Source organism: Cognatilysobacter xinjiangensis (assembly GCF_014651995.1).
In the GTDB taxonomy this organism is placed as follows: domain Bacteria; phylum Pseudomonadota; class Gammaproteobacteria; order Xanthomonadales; family Xanthomonadaceae; genus Cognatilysobacter; species Cognatilysobacter xinjiangensis.
The window spans coordinates 75191-92721 of record NZ_BMXY01000003.1 but is presented as its reverse complement, the minus strand read 5'-3'; the positions used below and the strand labels follow the sequence as shown (position 1 = coordinate 92721).

General features: G+C 71.5%; 14 protein-coding genes and 1 pseudogene. 7 read left to right on the top strand and 8 right to left on the bottom strand.

Annotated features, from left to right (window positions below; all coding sequences use genetic code 11):
• Window positions 1–60 precede the first annotated feature (60 nt).
• The gene (gene aceA, locus IE066_RS11190) at window positions 61–1350 is read left to right on the top strand and encodes an isocitrate lyase (RefSeq protein ID WP_189449860.1); all 1290 of its coding nucleotides are present in this window, start codon (window positions 61–63) and stop codon (window positions 1348–1350) included.
• Between the two features lie 158 nt (window positions 1351–1508).
• Here aceA and IE066_RS11185 read toward each other — a convergent pair whose 3' ends face one another.
• Both IE066_RS11185 and ubiK read right to left on the bottom strand, forming a co-directional pair.
• Complete coding sequence (locus IE066_RS11185) at window positions 1509–3020, bottom strand: YifB family Mg chelatase-like AAA ATPase (RefSeq protein ID WP_189449858.1); 1512 nt, start codon at window positions 3018–3020, stop codon at window positions 1509–1511.
• A gap of 10 nt (window positions 3021–3030) precedes the next feature.
• Complete coding sequence (gene ubiK, locus IE066_RS11180; RefSeq protein ID WP_189449856.1) at window positions 3031–3306, bottom strand: ubiquinone biosynthesis accessory factor UbiK; 276 nt, start codon at window positions 3304–3306, stop codon at window positions 3031–3033.
• A 161-nt stretch (window positions 3307–3467) separates the two neighbouring features.
• Here ubiK and IE066_RS11175 point away from each other — a divergent pair, with 161 nt between their 5' ends.
• Window positions 3468–3806: a P-II family nitrogen regulator gene (locus tag IE066_RS11175; RefSeq protein WP_189449854.1), complete on the top strand. Its 339-nt coding sequence runs from the start codon at window positions 3468–3470 to the stop codon at window positions 3804–3806.
• 8 nt (window positions 3807–3814) lie between these two features.
• Here the strand turns inward: IE066_RS11175 and IE066_RS11170 are convergent, their stop codons facing one another.
• Together IE066_RS11170 and speE are read right to left on the bottom strand one after the other, a co-directional pair.
• Window positions 3815–5689 (bottom strand): tetratricopeptide repeat-containing diguanylate cyclase, encoded by a 1875-nt coding sequence (locus tag IE066_RS11170; protein ID WP_189449852.1) that lies wholly within the window; start codon window positions 5687–5689, stop codon window positions 3815–3817.
• A gap of 47 nt (window positions 5690–5736) precedes the next feature.
• Window positions 5737–6585 carry a polyamine aminopropyltransferase gene (gene speE, locus IE066_RS11165; protein WP_189449850.1) on the bottom strand — a complete coding sequence of 283 codons (849 nt, stop codon included), beginning with the start codon at window positions 6583–6585 and terminating at the stop codon, window positions 5737–5739.
• 267 nt (window positions 6586–6852) lie between these two features.
• Here speE and speA point away from each other — a divergent pair, with 267 nt between their 5' ends.
• On the top strand, window positions 6853–8742 hold the full coding sequence (gene speA / locus IE066_RS11160; RefSeq protein ID WP_189449849.1) for an arginine decarboxylase: 1890 nt from the start codon (window positions 6853–6855) through the stop codon (window positions 8740–8742).
• Between the two features lie 18 nt (window positions 8743–8760).
• Complete coding sequence (locus tag IE066_RS11155; RefSeq protein ID WP_189449848.1) at window positions 8761–9618, top strand: NAD(P)-dependent oxidoreductase; 858 nt, start codon at window positions 8761–8763, stop codon at window positions 9616–9618.
• Here the strand turns inward: IE066_RS11155 and IE066_RS11150 are convergent, their stop codons facing one another.
• The 4 genes from IE066_RS11150 to radC all read right to left on the bottom strand — a co-directional run bounded on the left by IE066_RS11150 (window position 9619) and on the right by radC (window position 13422).
• Window positions 9619–10026: a hypothetical protein gene (locus tag IE066_RS11150; RefSeq protein ID WP_189449846.1), complete on the bottom strand. Its 408-nt coding sequence runs from the start codon at window positions 10024–10026 to the stop codon at window positions 9619–9621.
• Between the two features lie 24 nt (window positions 10027–10050).
• On the bottom strand, window positions 10051–10845 hold the full coding sequence (locus IE066_RS11145) for an SPOR domain-containing protein (RefSeq protein WP_189449844.1): 795 nt from the start codon (window positions 10843–10845) through the stop codon (window positions 10051–10053).
• Window positions 10846–12534: an arginine--tRNA ligase gene (argS, locus tag IE066_RS11140; protein ID WP_189449842.1), complete on the bottom strand. Its 1689-nt coding sequence runs from the start codon at window positions 12532–12534 to the stop codon at window positions 10846–10848.
• 213 nt (window positions 12535–12747) lie between these two features.
• Window positions 12748–13422: a RadC family protein gene (gene radC / locus IE066_RS11135; RefSeq protein WP_189449840.1), complete on the bottom strand. Its 675-nt coding sequence runs from the start codon at window positions 13420–13422 to the stop codon at window positions 12748–12750.
• Between the two features lie 117 nt (window positions 13423–13539).
• Between radC and coaBC the strand changes: the two are divergent.
• From coaBC to IE066_RS14960, 3 genes and pseudogenes are all read left to right on the top strand, one after another.
• A pseudogene (gene coaBC / locus IE066_RS11130) lies at window positions 13540–14750 on the top strand (bifunctional phosphopantothenoylcysteine decarboxylase/phosphopantothenate--cysteine ligase CoaBC).
• Window positions 14747–15208, top strand: a complete 462-nt coding sequence (gene dut / locus IE066_RS11125) for a dUTP diphosphatase (protein WP_189449839.1) — start codon at window positions 14747–14749, stop codon at window positions 15206–15208. The pseudogene coaBC and the gene dut overlap by 4 nt, the downstream one beginning before the upstream one ends.
• 18 nt (window positions 15209–15226) lie before the next feature.
• Window positions 15227–17530, top strand: a complete 2304-nt coding sequence (locus IE066_RS14960; RefSeq protein WP_189449838.1) for a phosphomannomutase/phosphoglucomutase — start codon at window positions 15227–15229, stop codon at window positions 17528–17530.
• Window position 17531: the final 1 nt, after the last annotated feature.

Here is a 17531-nt window from a genome sequence, read left to right as displayed (position 1 = left end):
TCCGCACGGCGGACGGAACGGCCCCGCTTTGCCCGACGACGACCCGACAGGAGATCCGCCATGACGACGACGCTTCCGACCGCCGACCAGCTCCGCGAGCAGTGGGCCAACGATCCGCGCTGGGAGGGCGTGACCCGGCCGTACTCGGCCGAGGACGTCGTGCGCCTGCGCGGCCGCATCCCGGTCGAGCATTCGATCGCGAAGATCACGTCGCAGAAGCTGTGGAATTCACTCAAGACCGAGGACTTCGTCAACGCGCTCGGCGCGATGACCGGCAACCAGGCGATGCAGCAGGTCAAGGCCGGCCTCAAGGCGATCTACCTTTCGGGCTGGCAGGTCGCGGCCGACGCGAACATCGCGGGCGAGATGTATCCGGACCAGTCGTTGTACCCGGCGAACTCGGTGCCGCAGGTGGTCAAGCGCATCAACAACACGCTGCTGCGCGCCGACCAGATCCAGTGCGCGGAAGGCCAGGGCGACATCGACTTCCTGCAGCCGATCGTGGCGGACGCGGAGGCCGGCTTCGGCGGCGTGCTCAACGCGTTCGAACTGATGAAGGCGATGATCGAGGCCGGCGCCGCCGGCGTGCACTTCGAGGACCAGCTCGCCAGCGTCAAGAAGTGCGGCCACATGGGCGGCAAGGTGCTGGTGCCGACGCGCGAAGCGGTCGAGAAGCTCGTGGCCGCGCGCCTGGCCGCCGACGTCATGGGCGTGCCGACGCTGATCGTCGCGCGCACCGATGCCGAAGCCGCCGACCTCATCACCAGCGACGTCGACGACAACGACAAGCCGTTCTGCACAGGCGAGCGCACGGTCGAAGGCTTCTACAAGACGAACAAGGGCCTCGACCAGGCGATCAGCCGCGGCCTCGCCTACGCGCCGTACGCGGATCTCGTCTGGTGCGAAACCGGTAAACCTGATCTCGAGTTCGCCCGCAGGTTCGCCGAGGCGATCCATGCGAAGTATCCCGGCAAGATGCTCGCCTACAACTGCTCGCCGAGCTTCAACTGGAAGAAGAACCTCGACGACGCGACGATCGCCAAGTTCCAGAAGGAAATCGCGGGCTACGGCTACAAGTTCCAGTTCATCACGCTGGCCGGCTTCCACGCGCTGAACTACGGCATGTTCGACCTCGCCTACGGTTACGCGCGCCACCAGATGAGCGCATTCGTCGAGCTGCAGGAGAAGGAATTCGCGGCGGCCGAACGCGGCTTCACCGCGGTCAAGCACCAGCGCGAGGTCGGCACCGGTTACTTCGACGCGGTGACGCAGACCATCCAGGGTGGCCAGTCGTCCACCGTCGCGCTCAAGGGCTCGACGGAGGAGGAGCAGTTCGAGCGGGCGGCCTGATCGGGCTCTTGGTCGCGCGCCGTCAGACCGAAGGTTCGATGCCGATCGGCATCTGACACGGCGTCGAACGCGATTGCTGAAAAACGCCGGGAGCCTTCCCGGCGTTTTTTTGCGTGGAGTGGCGGGCGGGGTCGCGGAATGGAACCTGCGGCCGCCGCTCAGGCCGCCTGCGTGCGCGCCTGCTCGACGCCCCGGTAGGCGAGAGCCTCGGCCAGATGCGGCGTGTCGATGCCGTCGCTGCCGGCCAAGTCGGCGATGGTGCGTGCGACGCGCAGGATGCGGGTCATCGAGCGTGCGGAGAGCTGCAGGCGCTCCACGGCGCGTTCCAGCAGCGCCTGGTCGTTGGGCTGCAGCCGGCACATCGCGAAGGTCTCGCCCGGCGTCATGCGCGCGTTCGGCTTGCCGCAGCGCGCGAGCTGCAGCGCGCGTGCGCGCTCGACGCGGGCCCGCACCGCGGCACTGGACTCGCCGGCCCGGCCGTTGGCACCGAGTTCGCTCGCCGGCAGACGGGTCAGGCCGACGTGCAGGTCGATGCGGTCCAGCAACGGGCCGGAGACCTTGGCACGGTAGCGCTGGATGGCGTCGCCGCTGCAGCGGCAGCGCCCCGACGGGTCGCCGGCCCAGCCGCAGGGGCAGGGATTCATCGCCGCGACCAGCTGGAAGCGCGCCGGGAACTCCGCGCTGCGCGCCGCGCGCGAGACGGTGACCACGCCCGATTCCAGCGGCTCTCGCAGCACTTCCAGCGCCTGCCGTTGCCACTCGGGAAATTCGTCGAGGAACAGCACCCCGTTGTGCGCGAGCGAGACCTCGCCCGGCCGTGGCTGCGCGCCGCCGCCGATGAGCGCCACCGCGCTTGCGGTGTGGTGCGGCGCGCGGAACGGGCGTTCGAGCCAGCGCGACGGATCCAGCCCGCGTCCGCTGATCGACGCGATGGCGGCCGACTCCAGCGCCTCGGCCTCGCTCGCTTCCGGCAGCAGGCCCGGCAGGCGCGAGGCGAGCAGCGTCTTGCCGCAGCCGGGCGGGCCGACCAGCAGCAGATGGTGGCCACCGGCCGCGGCGACCTCGAGCGCACGCCGCGCCTGCAGCTGGCCGCGCACGTCCGAGAGGTCGGGCCCGGCGGTGCGTACCACGGGCGCTGCCACCGCGGTCGGCAGCGTCTCGCGCCCGGCGAGCATCGCGCAGACCTGCAGCAGCGTGCGCGCCGTTCGCACTTCGACGCGGGACGCGAGCGCGGCTTCCGCGCCGTTGGCTTCGGGCACGACCAGCCTGCGCCCGGCATCGCCCGCCGACAGTGCCGCTGGCAGCACGCCATCGACCGCCCGCAGCTCGCCGGTGAGTGCGAGTTCGCCGAGGAACTCGACGTCGCGCAACGCTTCCAGCGGCACCTGTCCGCTGGCGGCGAGGATGCCCAGTGCGATGGGCAGGTCGAATCGCCCGCCGTCCTTGGGCAGGTCCGCCGGGGCGAGGTTCACGGTGATGCGCCGCTGCGGGAACTCGAACTGCGCGCAGGCGATGGCGGCGCGTACGCGGTCCTTGGCCTCGCGCACCGCGGCCTCGGGCAGGCCGACGATGTTCATCGCCGGCAGCCCGCCGCCCAGGTGCACCTCGACGCGCACTTCGGGCGCACGGATGCCCGTTCGCGCACGGCTGTGCACGATCGCCAGGTTCATGGCGGCGGCCTCAGTGGCGAGGCGCGGGCGGCGCGTCGGCTTCCAGCGCGGCGACGGTGCGCTCGAGCTGCTCGAGCTTCTCGCGGGTGCGCAGCAGCACCGCGCGCTGCACTTCGAACTCCTCGCGCGTCACCAGGTCGAGCCGGGTCAGGCCGGCCTGCAGCACGGCACGGAAGTTCTGCTGCAGCTCCGTGCGCAGTTCCTGCGCGGATTCGCCGCGAAGGCCGGGCGGAACGAGGGCGCTGAGGCGGCGGGCGAGGTCGTCGAGCTGGTCGAGGTCGATCATGGAAGGTCTCCGGCGATGCAGGCAGGTTGCCTGCACGGCCCGGGGGATGCCGTCGGCGGGCGCCGCGGGCGGCTGTCGGAAAACTCCGAAGCGCGCGCACTTTACCCGCTCGCGGCGCCGCCGGCCGCGCGGGTTATCCTCGCGGCCACAGGAGGATGCCGATGAAGATGGTCATGGCGGTGATCAAGCCGTTCAAGCTCGACGACGTGCGCGAGGCGCTCGCGGAGGTCGGCGTGGCCGGCATCACCGCGACGGAAGTGAAGGGCTTCGGGCGCCAGAAGGGCCATACCGAGCTCTATCGCGGCGCCGAGTACGTGGTCGACTTCCTGCCCAAGATCAAGCTGGAGGTCGCGGTCGGCGACGACCAGCTCGACGCGGTGGTGGAGGCCATCATGAAGGCCGCCGGCACCGGCAAGATCGGCGACGGCAAGATCTTCGTGTGGGACCTCGAGCGCGTGGTGCGCATCCGCACCGGCGAGCTGGACAGCGACGCGCTGTAGATCCGGCCTCAGGTGGTGCGGGTGCAGTTGCGCCCGGCACCCTGGGCCTTGCGCAGCGCCTGGTCGGCGCGCGCGAGCAGGCGCGGCAGGCCTTCGTCGCCCGGGGCCAGCGCGGCGACGCCGAGGCTGATGGTCACCCGCAGCCCGGGTGCAAGGTCGTCGAAGCGCAGCGACTCGACTTCGGCACGCAGGCGCTCGGCGATCTGCCCGGCGCTGTCGATGTCGCTGTCGGGCAGCAGCACCAGGAAGCGCTCGCCGCCCATGCGGCCGATCTCGTCGGCGTGACGCAGCGCGTGCTGGCAGGCCTCGGCCACGCGTGCGATCACCGCGTCGCCGGCCGCCTGGCCGTGGACCTCGCGCAACGCCTCGAAACCATCGATCTCGAACGCGATCACGCTCAGCGGGCGCTCGTCGGCGCGCGCATCGGCCAGCGCCTGCGCGCCCAGCACTTCAATGCGGCGACGGTTGGCGACACCGGTGAGCGGGTCGGTCAGCGCCAGCACGCGCAGCCGGCGCGCCTGCGTGATCTGGCGACCGATCCACAGCCCGAGCAGGGCGATGAGCGCGACACCGAGGCCCAGCGCGATGCGCTGCCAGCGCCGGGCCTTGGCCTGTGCCTGCGCCTCGCGCTCGCGCAGCGACTTCTCGGCCGCGACGCGCCGGCTTTCGAGCTCGCGCTGCGAGGCTTCGGACTGCTCGCGCAGGATCAGCGCGCGCTGCTGGCTGCGCTCGGCCAGGCGTTTCTCGCGCAGCGCGAGGTAGCGCTTGTAGTCGGCGAGCGCGGCCGCGCTGGCGCCGCGCTTCTCGTGCAGCTCGGCGCGCACGGGATACAGCGCCTCGAGGTAGCGCTCGTTGCCGTCGCGCTGCAGCGTGGCCTCGGCGCGCGCGAGCAGCGCCAGCGCGCGGTCGGCCTCGCCGCGGATCGCGCGCGCGCGGCCTTCGAGCAGGTCGAGCATGCCCTCGTTGGAGCTGTCGCCGATCAGCGCGAAGCCGGCGCGCGCGGCGGTGACGGCCTCCAGCGCCTGCGCCGCATTGCCCAGCGCGGCCTGCGCCGAGGCGATCGCCATCTGCACCGGCGCCGCCTCGGCCACCGGCAGGCGCTGGCGCGCGATGCGCAGCGCGTCGTCGTAATAGGCCAGCGCGCGCTCGGGGTGGCCGGTGTCCTCGTGCAGGAAGCCGGTCTGCAGCGCGATCACCATCAGGCTGCCCCAGTCCTGATGGCGCTGTGCGATGGCGCGGCTGCGGTCGAGGTATTCGCGCGCCTTGTCGTACTCGCCCATGCGGCGGTAGGCGATGGCGATGTTCTGCAGGTTGCCCTCGGAGCGCTCGGCCTGGCGAGCGCCGTCGTAGAGGCGCTGCGCGTCCATGAAGTCGACCAGCGACTCGGCATGGCGACCGAGGTAGGAATACATGTTGCCGCGCAGCACCAGCGCGTCGCCGACCAGCGCCGGGTGCTCGGAGCGGCGTGCGATCTCGACGCCGCGGGTGAACAGCGCCAGGCCCTTCTGCGCGTCGCCCAGCATCGACTGCAGCGAGGCCTCGCACAGCTGGAAGCGCGCCTCGACCTCGGCGTCGCCGAGCTGGCGCGACGCGGCGAGCCCGCGCTGCGCGAAGGCCAGCGAGGCGCGCGTGTCCTCGGGCGACTGGAAGCACTCGGTGGACTGGTACAGCAGCTCGCGGCGGCGGTCGCCGGGCGGCACGAGCGCGCGCAGGCGGGCGAGGTCGGCCTGGCCTTCCTCGGGCGTCGCCGGGTTCAGGCGCTCGCTGTCGAGCTGCTCGAACAGCTTGTCGAAGGCCGCGGCGCGGTCGACCTGCGCGGCCGCGGGCGTCGCCGCGAGCGCGGCGAGCAGCAGGACCAGCAGCGATGCATGGAGTCGGGGCATCGGCGTCGTCGGGCGCGGCGTCTCGTCGACGGCCGCGCCCCCGTGGCTCACGCGTCCAGCGCCTCGGCGACGAACGGCGGCGTCGCCAGCGCGCCACGGTGGATGTCGGCGCTGTAGTACTTGGTGCGGATGCCGGACTCGCGCGCGGCCTGCTCGCGGAACTCGAAGCCGCCGGACTTGCGCGCCAGCGTGCAGCTCCACCAGCCGGTCGGGTAGCAGGGCTGCGGGAACGGCAGCGTCTTGAACGACGTGAAGCCGGCCTTGCCCATCTCCGCGCGCATCGAGCGGATGAGGTCGAGCAGCGCGAGCGGCGACTCGGACTGCTGCACGAGGATGCCGTCGTCCTTGAGCGCACGGAAGCAGGACTCGTAGAAGGCCTTGTTGAACAGGCCCTCGGCCGGGCCGACCGGGTCGGTCGAGTCGACGATCACGATGTCGACGCTGCCTTCGGGACAGTTCTTCATGTACGCCACGCCGTCGTCGAACAGCAGCTCGGCGCGCTTGTCGCCGTTCGAGTCGCAGAGCTCCGGGAACCACTTCTCGGCCATGCGCGTGACCTGCTCGTCGATGTCGCACTGCGTGGCCGACTCGACGCCCTTGTGCTTGAGCACCTCGCGCAGGGTGCCGCAGTCGCCGCCACCGATGATCACGACGCGCTTCGGGTCCGGATGGGTGAACAGCGCCGGGTGCGACATCATCTCGTGGTAGAGGAAGTTGTCGCGCGTGGTGAGCATCACCGCGCCGTCGATGAGCATGAGGTTGCCCCAGTCGGTCGTCTCGAAGATCTCGATCTTCTGGAACGGCGACTGCACTTCATCGAGCTTGCGGGTGACGCGATAGCCGATGGCCGAGCCGGTGTGCTCGAAGTTCTCGTACTGCCAGGTGGGTTCGCTCATGGCGGTTTCTGCGATCTCGTAGCCGTAGGCGGCAAACACCCGAGTGTAGCGGACGCCGCCGCGGTCGCCGGTCGTGGACGCTCACGCGGGCCGCGTAGGCGCCAACTGCAGTCGCGTGGCCACGGACCGGGCAGGCGCCGTTCCGGCCTGTCGCGCCGCCATGGCGGGCACGCGGTTTACCGCCGCTTGAACGCCGGTCGGCCGAGATCGGCGCCCGGTCACGCCCCAAGCCCTAGAATGCGCGCCTTCACAGCTGGGGTGCGCCCGATGTCCGACTGGTCGATCGACCTGGCCCGCAAGACGTATTCGATTCCTTACTGGTCGGAAGGCTATTTCGACGTCGACGCCGCCGGGCGGGTCAGCGTGCATCCGCAGGGCGCGGACGGCCCGTCCATCGCGCTCGCCGAGGCGGTGGACCGCGCGCTCGACGGCGGCGCCCAGCTGCCGCTGCTGGTGCGCTTCCCCCAGATCCTCTCCGACCGCCTGCGCAAGCTGCAGGACGCGTTCGCCTGGGCGATCGGCGAGACCGGCTACGGCGGCGGATACACGGCCGTCTATCCGATCAAGGTCAACCAGCACCGCTCGGTGGCCGGCACGCTGGCCTCCAATACGGGCGAGGGCTTCGGGCTGGAGGCCGGCAGCAAGCCGGAGCTGATGGCGGTGATCGCGCTGTCGCGCCCGGGCGGGCTGATCGTCTGCAACGGCTACAAGGATCGCGAGTACATCCGCCTCGCGCTGATCGCCCGCAAGCTCGGCCACGACACCTACATCGTGATCGAGAAGCCCTCGGAGCTGCAGCTCGTGATCGAGGAGTCGAAGGCGCTGGGCGTGACGCCGGGCCTCGGCGTGCGCATGCGGCTGGCCAGCCTCGGCGCCGGCAAGTGGCAGAACTCGGGCGGCGACAAGGCCAAGTTCGGCCTGTCCCCACGCCAGGTGCTCGACCTCTGGAAGCGCCTGCGCGATGCCGGCATGGGCGACACGCTCGGCCTGCTGCACTTCCACATGGGCTCGCAGATCAGCAACGTGCGCGACATCGCGGGCGGCATGCGCGAGGCGGTGCGCTACTTCATCGAGCTCTCGCGCCTGGGCGCGAAGGTGAAGTGGATGGACGTGGGCGGCGGCCTCGGCATCGACTACGAAGGCACGCGCTCGCGCAGCTACTACTCGATCAACTACGGCGTGCGCCAGTACGCGCTCAACATCGTGCAGCCGCTTGCCGACGCCTGCGAGCAGAACGGCCTGACGCCGCCGCGGATCGTCACCGAATGCGGCCGCGCGATGACCGCGCACCACGCGGTGCTGGTCACCAACGTGTCGGAAGTCGAGCGTGCGCCCGAAGGCCGCGTGCCCGACGCGCACGACGACGAGCCGCTGGTGATCCGCCACCTGCGGAGCATCCACGGCGAGCTCGACACGCGCCCGGCGGTGGAGCTGTTCCACGAAGCGCAGCATTACCACTCCGAGGGCCTGGACGCGTACACCACCGGCGCGCTCGACCTCACCCATCGCGCGCGCATCGACGACCTGTTCTACGCGATCCTGCACGGCGTGCGCGCGCGCCTGAACCCGCTGGAGAAGACCCAGCGCGCGGTGCTCGACGAGCTCAACGACCGCCTGGTCGACAAGTACTTCGTGAACTTCAGCGTGTTCGAATCGATGCCCGACGTCTGGGCGATCCAGCAGGTGTTCCCGATCGCGCCGATCGAGCGCCTCGACGAGCCGCCCGCGCGCCGCGGCGTGATCGCCGACCTCACCTGCGATTCCGACGGCCGCATCGACACCTACGTCGAGAACGAGACGCTCTCGACCTCGATGCCGATCCATTCGCCCCGGCCGGGCGAGGTCTACCGCATCGGTTTCTTTCTGGTGGGCGCCTACCAGGAGATCCTGGGCGACATCCACAACCTGTTCGGCGACACCGACGCCGTGGCGGTGAACGTGAACGGGCAGGGTTTCGAGTTCGTCCAGCAGCGCCGCGGCGACACGATCGACGTGATGCTGGACTACGTCGGGTACGATATCGCCCAGCTCCGGCAGGCGTATCGCGACAAGGTCGCCGCCGCCGGACTGGCCGCCGACGAGTCGCAGCGGCTCGACGAGGCCCTCGAAGCGGGCCTCACCGGCTACACCTATCTGGACGACGCGCCGTTCGACTGACGGCGCCAGGAACACGACATGAAAACCGGATTCATCGGCCTCGGTGCGATGGGCGCGCCGATGGCGCGGCACGTGCATTCGCGCGGCCTGCTGACCGCGGTCGGCTCGCGCACCCAGGACAGGGCCGACGCGCTGGCGGCCGAGCTCGGCGTGCGCGCCGCGCGCTCGGCGCAGAACTTCGCCGATTGCGATGTGGTCGCGCTGTGCGTGCCGCTCGATGCCGACGTGCTCGAGAACGTCGCCGGCCTCGCCGACGTGCTGCGTCCGGGCAGCGTGGTCATCGACCATTCGACGGTGTCGGTGGACACCGCGCGCCGCGCCGCGGCGATGTGCGCCGAGCACGGCATCGGCTTCGTCGACGCGCCGGTCTCCGGCGGCGTCGAAGGCGCGCGCAATGGCAGGCTGTCGGTCATGGCGGGCGGCGACGAGGCGGTGCTGGAGAAGGTCCGCCCGGTCTTCGACTGCTATGCCGCGCGTATCTCGCACATGGGCGACACCGGCGCCGGCCAGGCCACCAAGGCGGTCAACCAGGTGCTGGTGGCGGGCATCAACGAAGCGGTGTGCGAAGGCCTCGCGCTGGGCGAGAAGCTCGGCCTCGACGCGACGCGCCTGCTGCCCACGCTGATGGCGGGTGCGGCGGCGAACTGGTTCCTCGACAAGCGCGGCGCGACGATGCTGCGCGACGAGTTTGCACCCGGCTTCAAGAACGCGCACATGCTCAAGGACCTGCGCATCGTGCAGGCCATGGCGCAGTCCACCGGCATCCGCACCACGGTCATCGACCAGGCGCTCGCCGACTATGCGGAGCTGGTGCAGGAACGCGGCCTCGGCGAGGCCGATACCTCCGCGCTGATCGCGCTCAAGCGCGCGCGCTGATCAGGTGCGCCGGCGGGCCGCGACGCGCTCGCCGGCGAACGCCGCCGCCCACGCCGCCAGGCCCGACAGCGCGAGTTGCAGAGCGGTATTGCGCATGACCCAGGCCAAAGGCGGCGACTGCTCGGCCAGCGCATAGGCCGTGGCCGCGCTGGCCAGGCCGATCGCCAGCACCAGCGCCACCGCGATCCAACGGAAGCCGCCGCGCGCGATCGCGCCGCCGGCGGCCATCGCGACCATCGTCGCGACCAGTTCGAGCGGGGTGATCGGCCCCAGCGCCGTCGTCAGCGCGAGCAGCGAATGCCGCACGAGGAACAGCGCGCCGCTCAGGCCCAGCAGCAGGACCAGCGCCACGGTCGTGGCGACCAGCCGCCGCGACGGCGGCGTGCCGCCTGCGAGACGGTCCAGCACCTGCCTCCGCGGCGCCGGCATCGGTTACTGCGTCTTGATCGCCATCGCCGACAGGCCGCCACTCGCGAGCTTGCGCTTGGCGTCGGCCAGCTCGCCCGCGCTGCCGTAGGGCCCCATGCGCACGCGGTAGACCGTCTTGCCGCCGATCTGCGCCGACTCCACGCGCGCGCCCACGCCGAGCAGCGCGATCTTCGCTTTCAGCTCCTCGGCCTGGCCCGACGCCTGGAACGCGCCGGCCTGCAGGATGTAGCGGGTGTCGTCGTCGGCCGGCTCGGCAGCCGGCGTCGTCGCCGTCGTCGTGCCGGCGGCAGGCGTGGCCGGGCGGCTGTCGGTCGCGGCGGTGCGCGGTGCGCTCTCGTCGACCGGGGTCGGCAGCGGACGCGGATCGGTGGCCGTCGCCGGCGTGGCGGGCGTCGGGGTGGCGTTCGCGGCCGCCTCGCGTGCCTTCTCGGCGCGCTCGCTGGCGGCGAGCTCCGCGTCGGTCATCGGCACTTCCTTGCCGGGCAGCAGCGTGTAGAAGTCGAAATCCTGCTGCGCCTTCGCATCGTCGGCCGTGGCCGCGGGCTTCGGTCGCGTGGCGGGCTCGGCGATCGGCGCCTCGTCCACCACCGCGTCCTCGTTCACCGCCTGCGGCTGCGCGTCGGGATTGGGCGTAGGACGGAAGAAGCCGTCCTTCTGGCGCTCCATCAGGCGCGGCGCGGCGACCACGACGAGCAGCGTCACCGCCACGCCGATCACCAGCCAGGCCCAGCCGGGCATGCCGCCGTTGCCGCCGCCGCCGGAGCGGCGGGCCTGGGTCTTGCCACGCTTTGCTGCCACTTACATCACCTCGGGGGCGGAGACGCCCAGCAGGCCCAGTCCATTGGAGATGACCTGACGCGTCGCTGAAGCCAGCGCGAGGCGCGCGTTGCGCACCGGGGCTTCGTCGACCAGGAACTGGTGCTCGTTGTAATACGACTGGAACGCCTGCGCGAGTTCGAGCAGATACGCGGCGATCTGGTGCGGCTCGAGGTCGCGACCCGCGGTCTCGACGACTTCCGCGTAGCGCGAGAGCGTGGTCACGAGCTCGTGCGTGGTCGCGTCGTCGAGGTCGAGCTGCTGCGACAGACCGTCGTCCACGTCGAACGAAAGGCCGCGCTCCTTGAGCTGGCGCATCAGCCCGCACATGCGCGCATGGCTGACCTGCACGTAGTAGACCGGGTTGTCCATCGACTGGCTGCGCGCGAGGTCGATGTCGAAGGTGAGCTGCGAGTCCGGCTTGCGTGCGATCAGGAACCAGCGCACGGCGTCGCTGCCGACCTCGTCGATGAGGTCGCGCAGCGTGAGGTAGCTGCCGGCGCGCTTGGAGAGCTTCACCTCCTCGCCGCCGCGCATCACCGTGACCATCTGGTGCAGCACGTATTCCGGCCAACCCTGCGGGATGCCGGCGTCGAGCGCCTGCAGGCCGGCGCGCACGCGCGCCAGCGAGCCGTGGTGGTCGGCGCCGAGCTCGGTGATCGCGCGCTCGTAGCCGCGCTGCCACTTCGACAGGTGGTAGGCGACGTCCGGCACGAAATAGGTGTACGTGCCGTCGGACTTGCGCATCACGCGGTCCTTGTCGTCGCCGAAGTCGGTCGAGCGCAGCCAGAGCGCGCCACCTTCCTCGTAGGTGTGGCCGTGCGCGATCAGCTCGCGCACCGTCTCCTCGACCTTGCCGTCGGTATAGAGCGACGACTCGAGGAAGTAGACGTCGAAGCTGACGCCGTAGGCCTCCAGGTCGAGGTTCTGCTCGCGGCGCAGGTAGGCGACGGCGAATGCGCGGATCGCGTCGAGGTCATCAGGATCCTTCGCGCCGACGACGGTGTGGCCTTCGACCTCGACGGCATCGCCGCGCAGGTAGGCGGCCGCGACATCCTTGATGTAGTCGCCGCGGTAGCCGTCCTCCGGCCAACCCGCGTCGTCCGGCCCGCGGCCCTGCGCGCGCGCCTGCACGCTGATCGCGAGGTTCTGGATCTGCACGCCGGCGTCGTTGTAGTAGAACTCGCGCGCCACGTTCCAGCCGTTGGCCTCGAGCACGCGCGCGATGCAGTCGCCGATCACCGCCGCGCGGCCGTGGCCGACGTGCAGCGGGCCGGTCGGATTGGCCGACACGTACTCGACGCCCGCGCGGCGGCCGTTGCCGCTGTCGTTGCGCCCGAAGGTCGCGCCCTGCGACGCGACGTCGCGCAGCGTCGCGCGCCAAGCGCCTTCGGCGATGCGGAAGTTGATGAAGCCCGGGCCGGCGATCTCGACCGAAGCGATCGCCTCGTTCTTCGGCAGCGCGTCGACCAGCGCCTGCGCGATGGCGCGCGGGTTCGACTTGGCCGGCTTGGCCAGCAGCATCGCGGCATTGGTCGAGAAATCGCCCTGCGCGCGGTTCTTCGGGCGCTCGATCACGAAATCGGGCGAGGCGGCGTCGGCCGGCAGCGTGCCGGCGCTGCGCAGGGTGTCGATGGCCTGCTCGACGAGGGCGCGGAGGGTGGATTTCACGGGCGGTCCGGGACTTCGGGACGGGGGCGGCATTGTACGGGCGCGCCGTCGCCCACGCCGGGCGGGGCGCGGCAAGGCGGCGAACGGTGCGTGGCCTCCGGCATGCATGCGGCGCGTCGCCTGTCCGTTCTCGGGGCGCCCGCGTGCACAACGGCTGCCGACCGCGCCCGGGAAGGAGGGGCCCGCACGCGGCCGGCACGGCCTCCACACACCTCAGACCCAGCCGCGCGCCGCCATCGACACCGCCGGCCCGTCGCCGACCACGAAATGGTCGAGCAGGCGCACGTCCACCAGCGACAGCGCCTGCTTGAGCCGCGCCGTCACCGCGCGGTCCGCTGCGCTGGGCTCCGGGTTTCCGCTGGGATGGTTGTGGCCGACGATGACGGCCGCCGCGTTGTGCGCCAGCGCGCGGCGGGCGACGTCGCGGGTGTGCACCTCGGCGCCGTCGAGCGTGCCGTGGAACATCTCCTCGAAGGCGAGCATGCGATGGCGCGTGTCCAGGAACATCACCGCGAATACCTCGTGGTCGAAAGCGCGCAGGCGCTGCGCGAACAGGCGCCCTGCGGTGGGGGGATCCTTCAGCGCCTCGCCCCGCTCGAGGTCGGCGGCGAGCACGCGCTGGCCCAGTTCCAGCGCCGCCGAAAGCGTGCAGGCGCGCGCCGGGCCGAGCCCGGGAAGTTCGGCGAGCGCGGCGGTCGGCTGCTCCATCAGCCGGCGCAGCGGGCCGTGCGCGGCGAGCAGGGCGCGTGCGGTGGCCACCGCGTCCTGGCCGCGCAGGCCCGAGCCCAGGAACAGCGCGACGAGCTCGGCGTCGGACAGCGCAGCCGCGCCGCGGGCGAGCAGCTTCTCGCGCGGACGCTCGGCGGCCGGCCAGTCGCGGATGTGCATGTGTCCCTCCATGGACGACGTCGTTCCCTCGGCGGTGATTACAACGCGGTGCGCGGCGCGGCCGACGTCGGGCGATTCCGGCCGTTCGGGTAAGCTGTCGGCCGCATTCGCCGTAGGATTTTTCGCCACGTGACCGCGCTTACCGGCCATCGCGTCCTGCTCTGCGTGACCGGCGGCATCGCCGCCTACAAGGCCGCCGAACTGGTACGCCGCCTGCGCGACGCGGGCGCCGAGGTGCGCGTGGCGATGACCGAGAACGCGCAGCGCTTCGTCGGAGCGACCACGTTCCAGGCGCTGTCGGGCGAGGCCGTGCGCAAGTCGCTGTGGGACGAGCACGCCGAGGCCGCGATGGGCCACATCGAACTCGCGCGCTGGGCCAGTGTGGTGGTCGTCGCGCCGGCCACGGCCAACACGATCGCCAGGCTCGCGCACGGTTTCGCCGACGACCTCGTCAGCACGCTGTGCCTCGCCACCGAGGCGCCGATCGCGGTCGCACCGGCGATGAACCGCGTGATGTGGGCGAACGCCGCAACGCAGGCGAACGTCGCCACGCTGCGCGACCGCGGCGTGCTGCTGATCGGCCCCGGCAGCGGCGACCAGGCCTGCGGCGAAGTCGGCGAGGGCCGCATGGCCGAGCCCATGGCGGTCGTACGCGCGCTGTCCGGAGAGGACGCGTGAGCCGGCTCGCGGGCCGGCGCGTCGTCGTCAGCGCGGGGCCGACGTACGAGGATCTCGACCCGGTACGTTTCCTCGGCAACCGCAGCAGCGGAAAGATGGGCTTCGCGGTGGCCGCGGCCGCTGTCGCGCGCGGCGCGGACGTGCTACTCGTCGCCGGGCCGGTGTCGCTGCCCACGCCTGCGGGGCTTGCGCGCATCGACGTGCGCAGCGCCGCGCAGATGCACGAGGCGGTGATGGCCACGCTGCCCTGCGACGTCTACGTCGGTGCGGCCGCGGTGGCCGACTACACGCCGGCGTCGATCTCGCCGGCGAAGATCAAGAAGCAGCCCGGGCAGGACGGCCTCGTGCTGCAGCTGGTGCGCACGCGCGACATCCTCGCCGACGTCGCCTCACACGCGTCGCGCCCGGCGCTGGTGGTCGGCTTCGCGGCCGAGACGCAGGACGTCGACGACTACGCGCGCGCCAAGCTCGTCGCCAAGAACCTCGACCTCATCGCCGCCAACCGCGTCGGCGTGGAAGGCAGCGGCTTCGAGAGCGATGCGAACACGCTCATCGTGCACGACGCGCAGGGCGCCACCACGCTCGGGCCGGCCGCCAAGACCGAGCTCGCGCACGGCCTGCTGGACCTGATCGAGGCGCGACTGCCATGACCGACCACACCATCGAAGTGCGCCTGCTCGACGCGCGCTATGGCGACACCTGGCCGCTGCCCGAATACGCGACGCCCGCGAGCGCCGGCGTCGACCTGCGCGCCGCGCTCGATGCACCGCTCGTCATCGCGCCGCGCGAAACGCACCTGCTGCCCACCGGCCTGTCGATCCACATCGGCGATGCGAACCTCTGCGCCGTCATCCTGCCGCGATCCGGCCTCGGGCATAAGCACGGCATCGTGCTCGGCAACGGCACCGGGCTGATCGACGCGGACTACCAGGGGCCGCTGATGGTCAGCGTCTGGAACCGCGGCGAGGCGGCTTTTACGATCGAGCCGGGGGACCGCATCGCCCAGCTCGTCGTGCTGCCGATCGTGCGGGCGCGCTTTTCCGTGGTGGACGAATTCGAATCGACGGCGCGCGGCACGGGTGGCTTCGGCCACACCGGCGTGCGCTGACAATCAGGAGTGAACGCAATGCCCAATGTGCAGGTCGACCGTCTGAAGCCGCTGCTCACGCTCGCCGCAGCGTTGGCGCTGGTGCTCGCCGGCTGGTTCGGATGGAACGCCTGGGCGCAGTGGCGCAACGAGGCGCGCACGGCCAAGGTGGAGGACGCGCGCGACGCGGTCGCGGCCTCGCTGGGCGCCACCGTGCGCGATGCGCAGAAGCGCTTCGCCGACCAGCTGGCCAGCCCCGGCGTGCGCGACGCGCTCGCGCGCGGAATGATGGACCGCGCCGCCGAGCAGCTCACCGCCGGCTGGAAGGGCGCGAGCGCCGGCGAAGTGCGCGCGGCCGAACTGGGCGGCGTCTACGAGGCGGTCGGGCAGAAGGGGGGCAAGGGCCCGGGCTACGGCCACGTCGCCGTGCTCGAGACCGCGATCTCCACCGGCAAGCCGGCCACGCTCGCGATCCGCGAGAACGGCGCGTTGTGGTTGGGGCTGGCTGCGCCGGTCACCGCGGGCACCACGCCGGCGGTCGCCTTCGTGCGCGTGCCGCTGTCGGGCCTGAACGCCGCGATGGACGCCGCCGACATCGGCGAGGACACCTATCTCGCGGTGCGCCAGGGCGGCGCCACGCTCGCCCGCAAGGGCGACGAAGCGCTGACCGACAGCGCCGAAGCGCTGATGGCGCCTGTCGATGGCAGCGAGCTGCGCGTCGCCGCCGGCGTACCCGACGTCGCCGGCGCGCCGCTGGGCATGGGCTCGATCGGCTGCGCCATCGCAGCGCTGCTCTGCCTCGCGCTCGCCGCCCTGGTGCTGAGCCTGCCGAAGCTGCTCGCACGCCGCGCCCGCGTGGCGGTCGACGAGATCGACGATTCGCCGACGCTGGCCGACGTGGTGCGCCCCGTCGAGCCGCCACCGGTGCCGGAAGGCGCGAGCGCCGAGGCGGTCAAGCAGACGCTCGCGCTCGATCGCGGCATCTTCCGCGCCTACGACATCCGCGGCATCGTCGGGCAGAGCCTGGACGCCGGCATCGCCGAGCTGATCGGCCAGGCCATCGGCACCGTGATGCAGGAGCAGGGCCTGCGCGACATCGTGGTCGGCCGCGACGGCCGCCTGTCCGGCCCCGCGATGGCAGAGGGCCTGATCACCGGCCTGCGCCGCGCCGGCCGCAACGTGCTCGACATCGGCGTCGTGCCCACGCCGGTCACCTACTTCGGCGCCTACCACCTGCGCGCCGGCTCCTGCGTGTCGATCACCGGCTCGCACAATCCGCCGGACTACAACGGCTTCAAGATCGTGGTCGGCGGCGAGACGCTGTCGGGCGACGCGGTCATGGACCTCTACTCGCGCATCGCCGACGACCGCCTGCATACCGCGCCCACGCCGGGCAACGTCGAGCAGCGCGACATCGCCGAGGACTACGTCCAGCGCATCGCCAGCGACATCCAGATCGACCGCCCGCTCAAGGTGGTGGTCGACGCCGGCAACGGCGTGGCCGGCGAGATCGGCCCGCGCGTGCTGGAAGCCATCGGCGCGGAAGTCATCCCGCTGCACTGCGACATCGACGGCACCTTCCCGAACCACCATCCGGACCCGAGCGAGCCGCACAACCTCGTCGACCTGATCCAGATGGTCGACCGCCTCGACGCCGACTTCGGCATCGCCTTCGACGGCGACGGCGATCGCCTCGGCGTGGTCACGCGCGACGGCCAGAACATCTTCCCCGACCGCCTGCTGATGCTGTTCGCCGCCGACGTGCTCGAGCGCAACCCGGGCGCGGTGATCCTGTTCGACGTGAAGTGCACCGGCCGCCTGCCGGGCCACATCCTGCGCTACGGCGGCAGCCCGCTGATGTGGAAGACGGGCCACTCGCTGATCAAGTCGAAGATGCGCGAGACCGACGCCGAGCTCGCCGGCGAGATGAGCGGCCACTTCTTCTTCAAGGAGCGCTGGTACGGCTTCGACGACGGCATCTACGCCGCGGCGCGCCTGCTGGAGATTCTCGCCGCGAGCCCGCGCACGCCGACCGAGACGCTCAATGCGCTGCCCAACGGCGTGTCCACGCCGGAGATCAAGGTCGACGCACCCGGCGGCAACCCGCATGCCTTCGTCGAGCGCTTCCAGGCCGAGGCCACGTTCGAGGGCGCCCGCCTGTCGACCATCGACGGCCTGCGCGTGGACTACCCGGACGGCTGGGGCCTGGTGCGCGCGTCCAACACCACGCCGATCCTGGTGATGCGCTTCGACGCCGACTCGCACGAGGCGCTGGCACGCATCCAGGCCGCGTTCCGTGAGCAGATCCTCGCGCTGCAGCCGGACCTCGCGCTGCCGTTCTGAC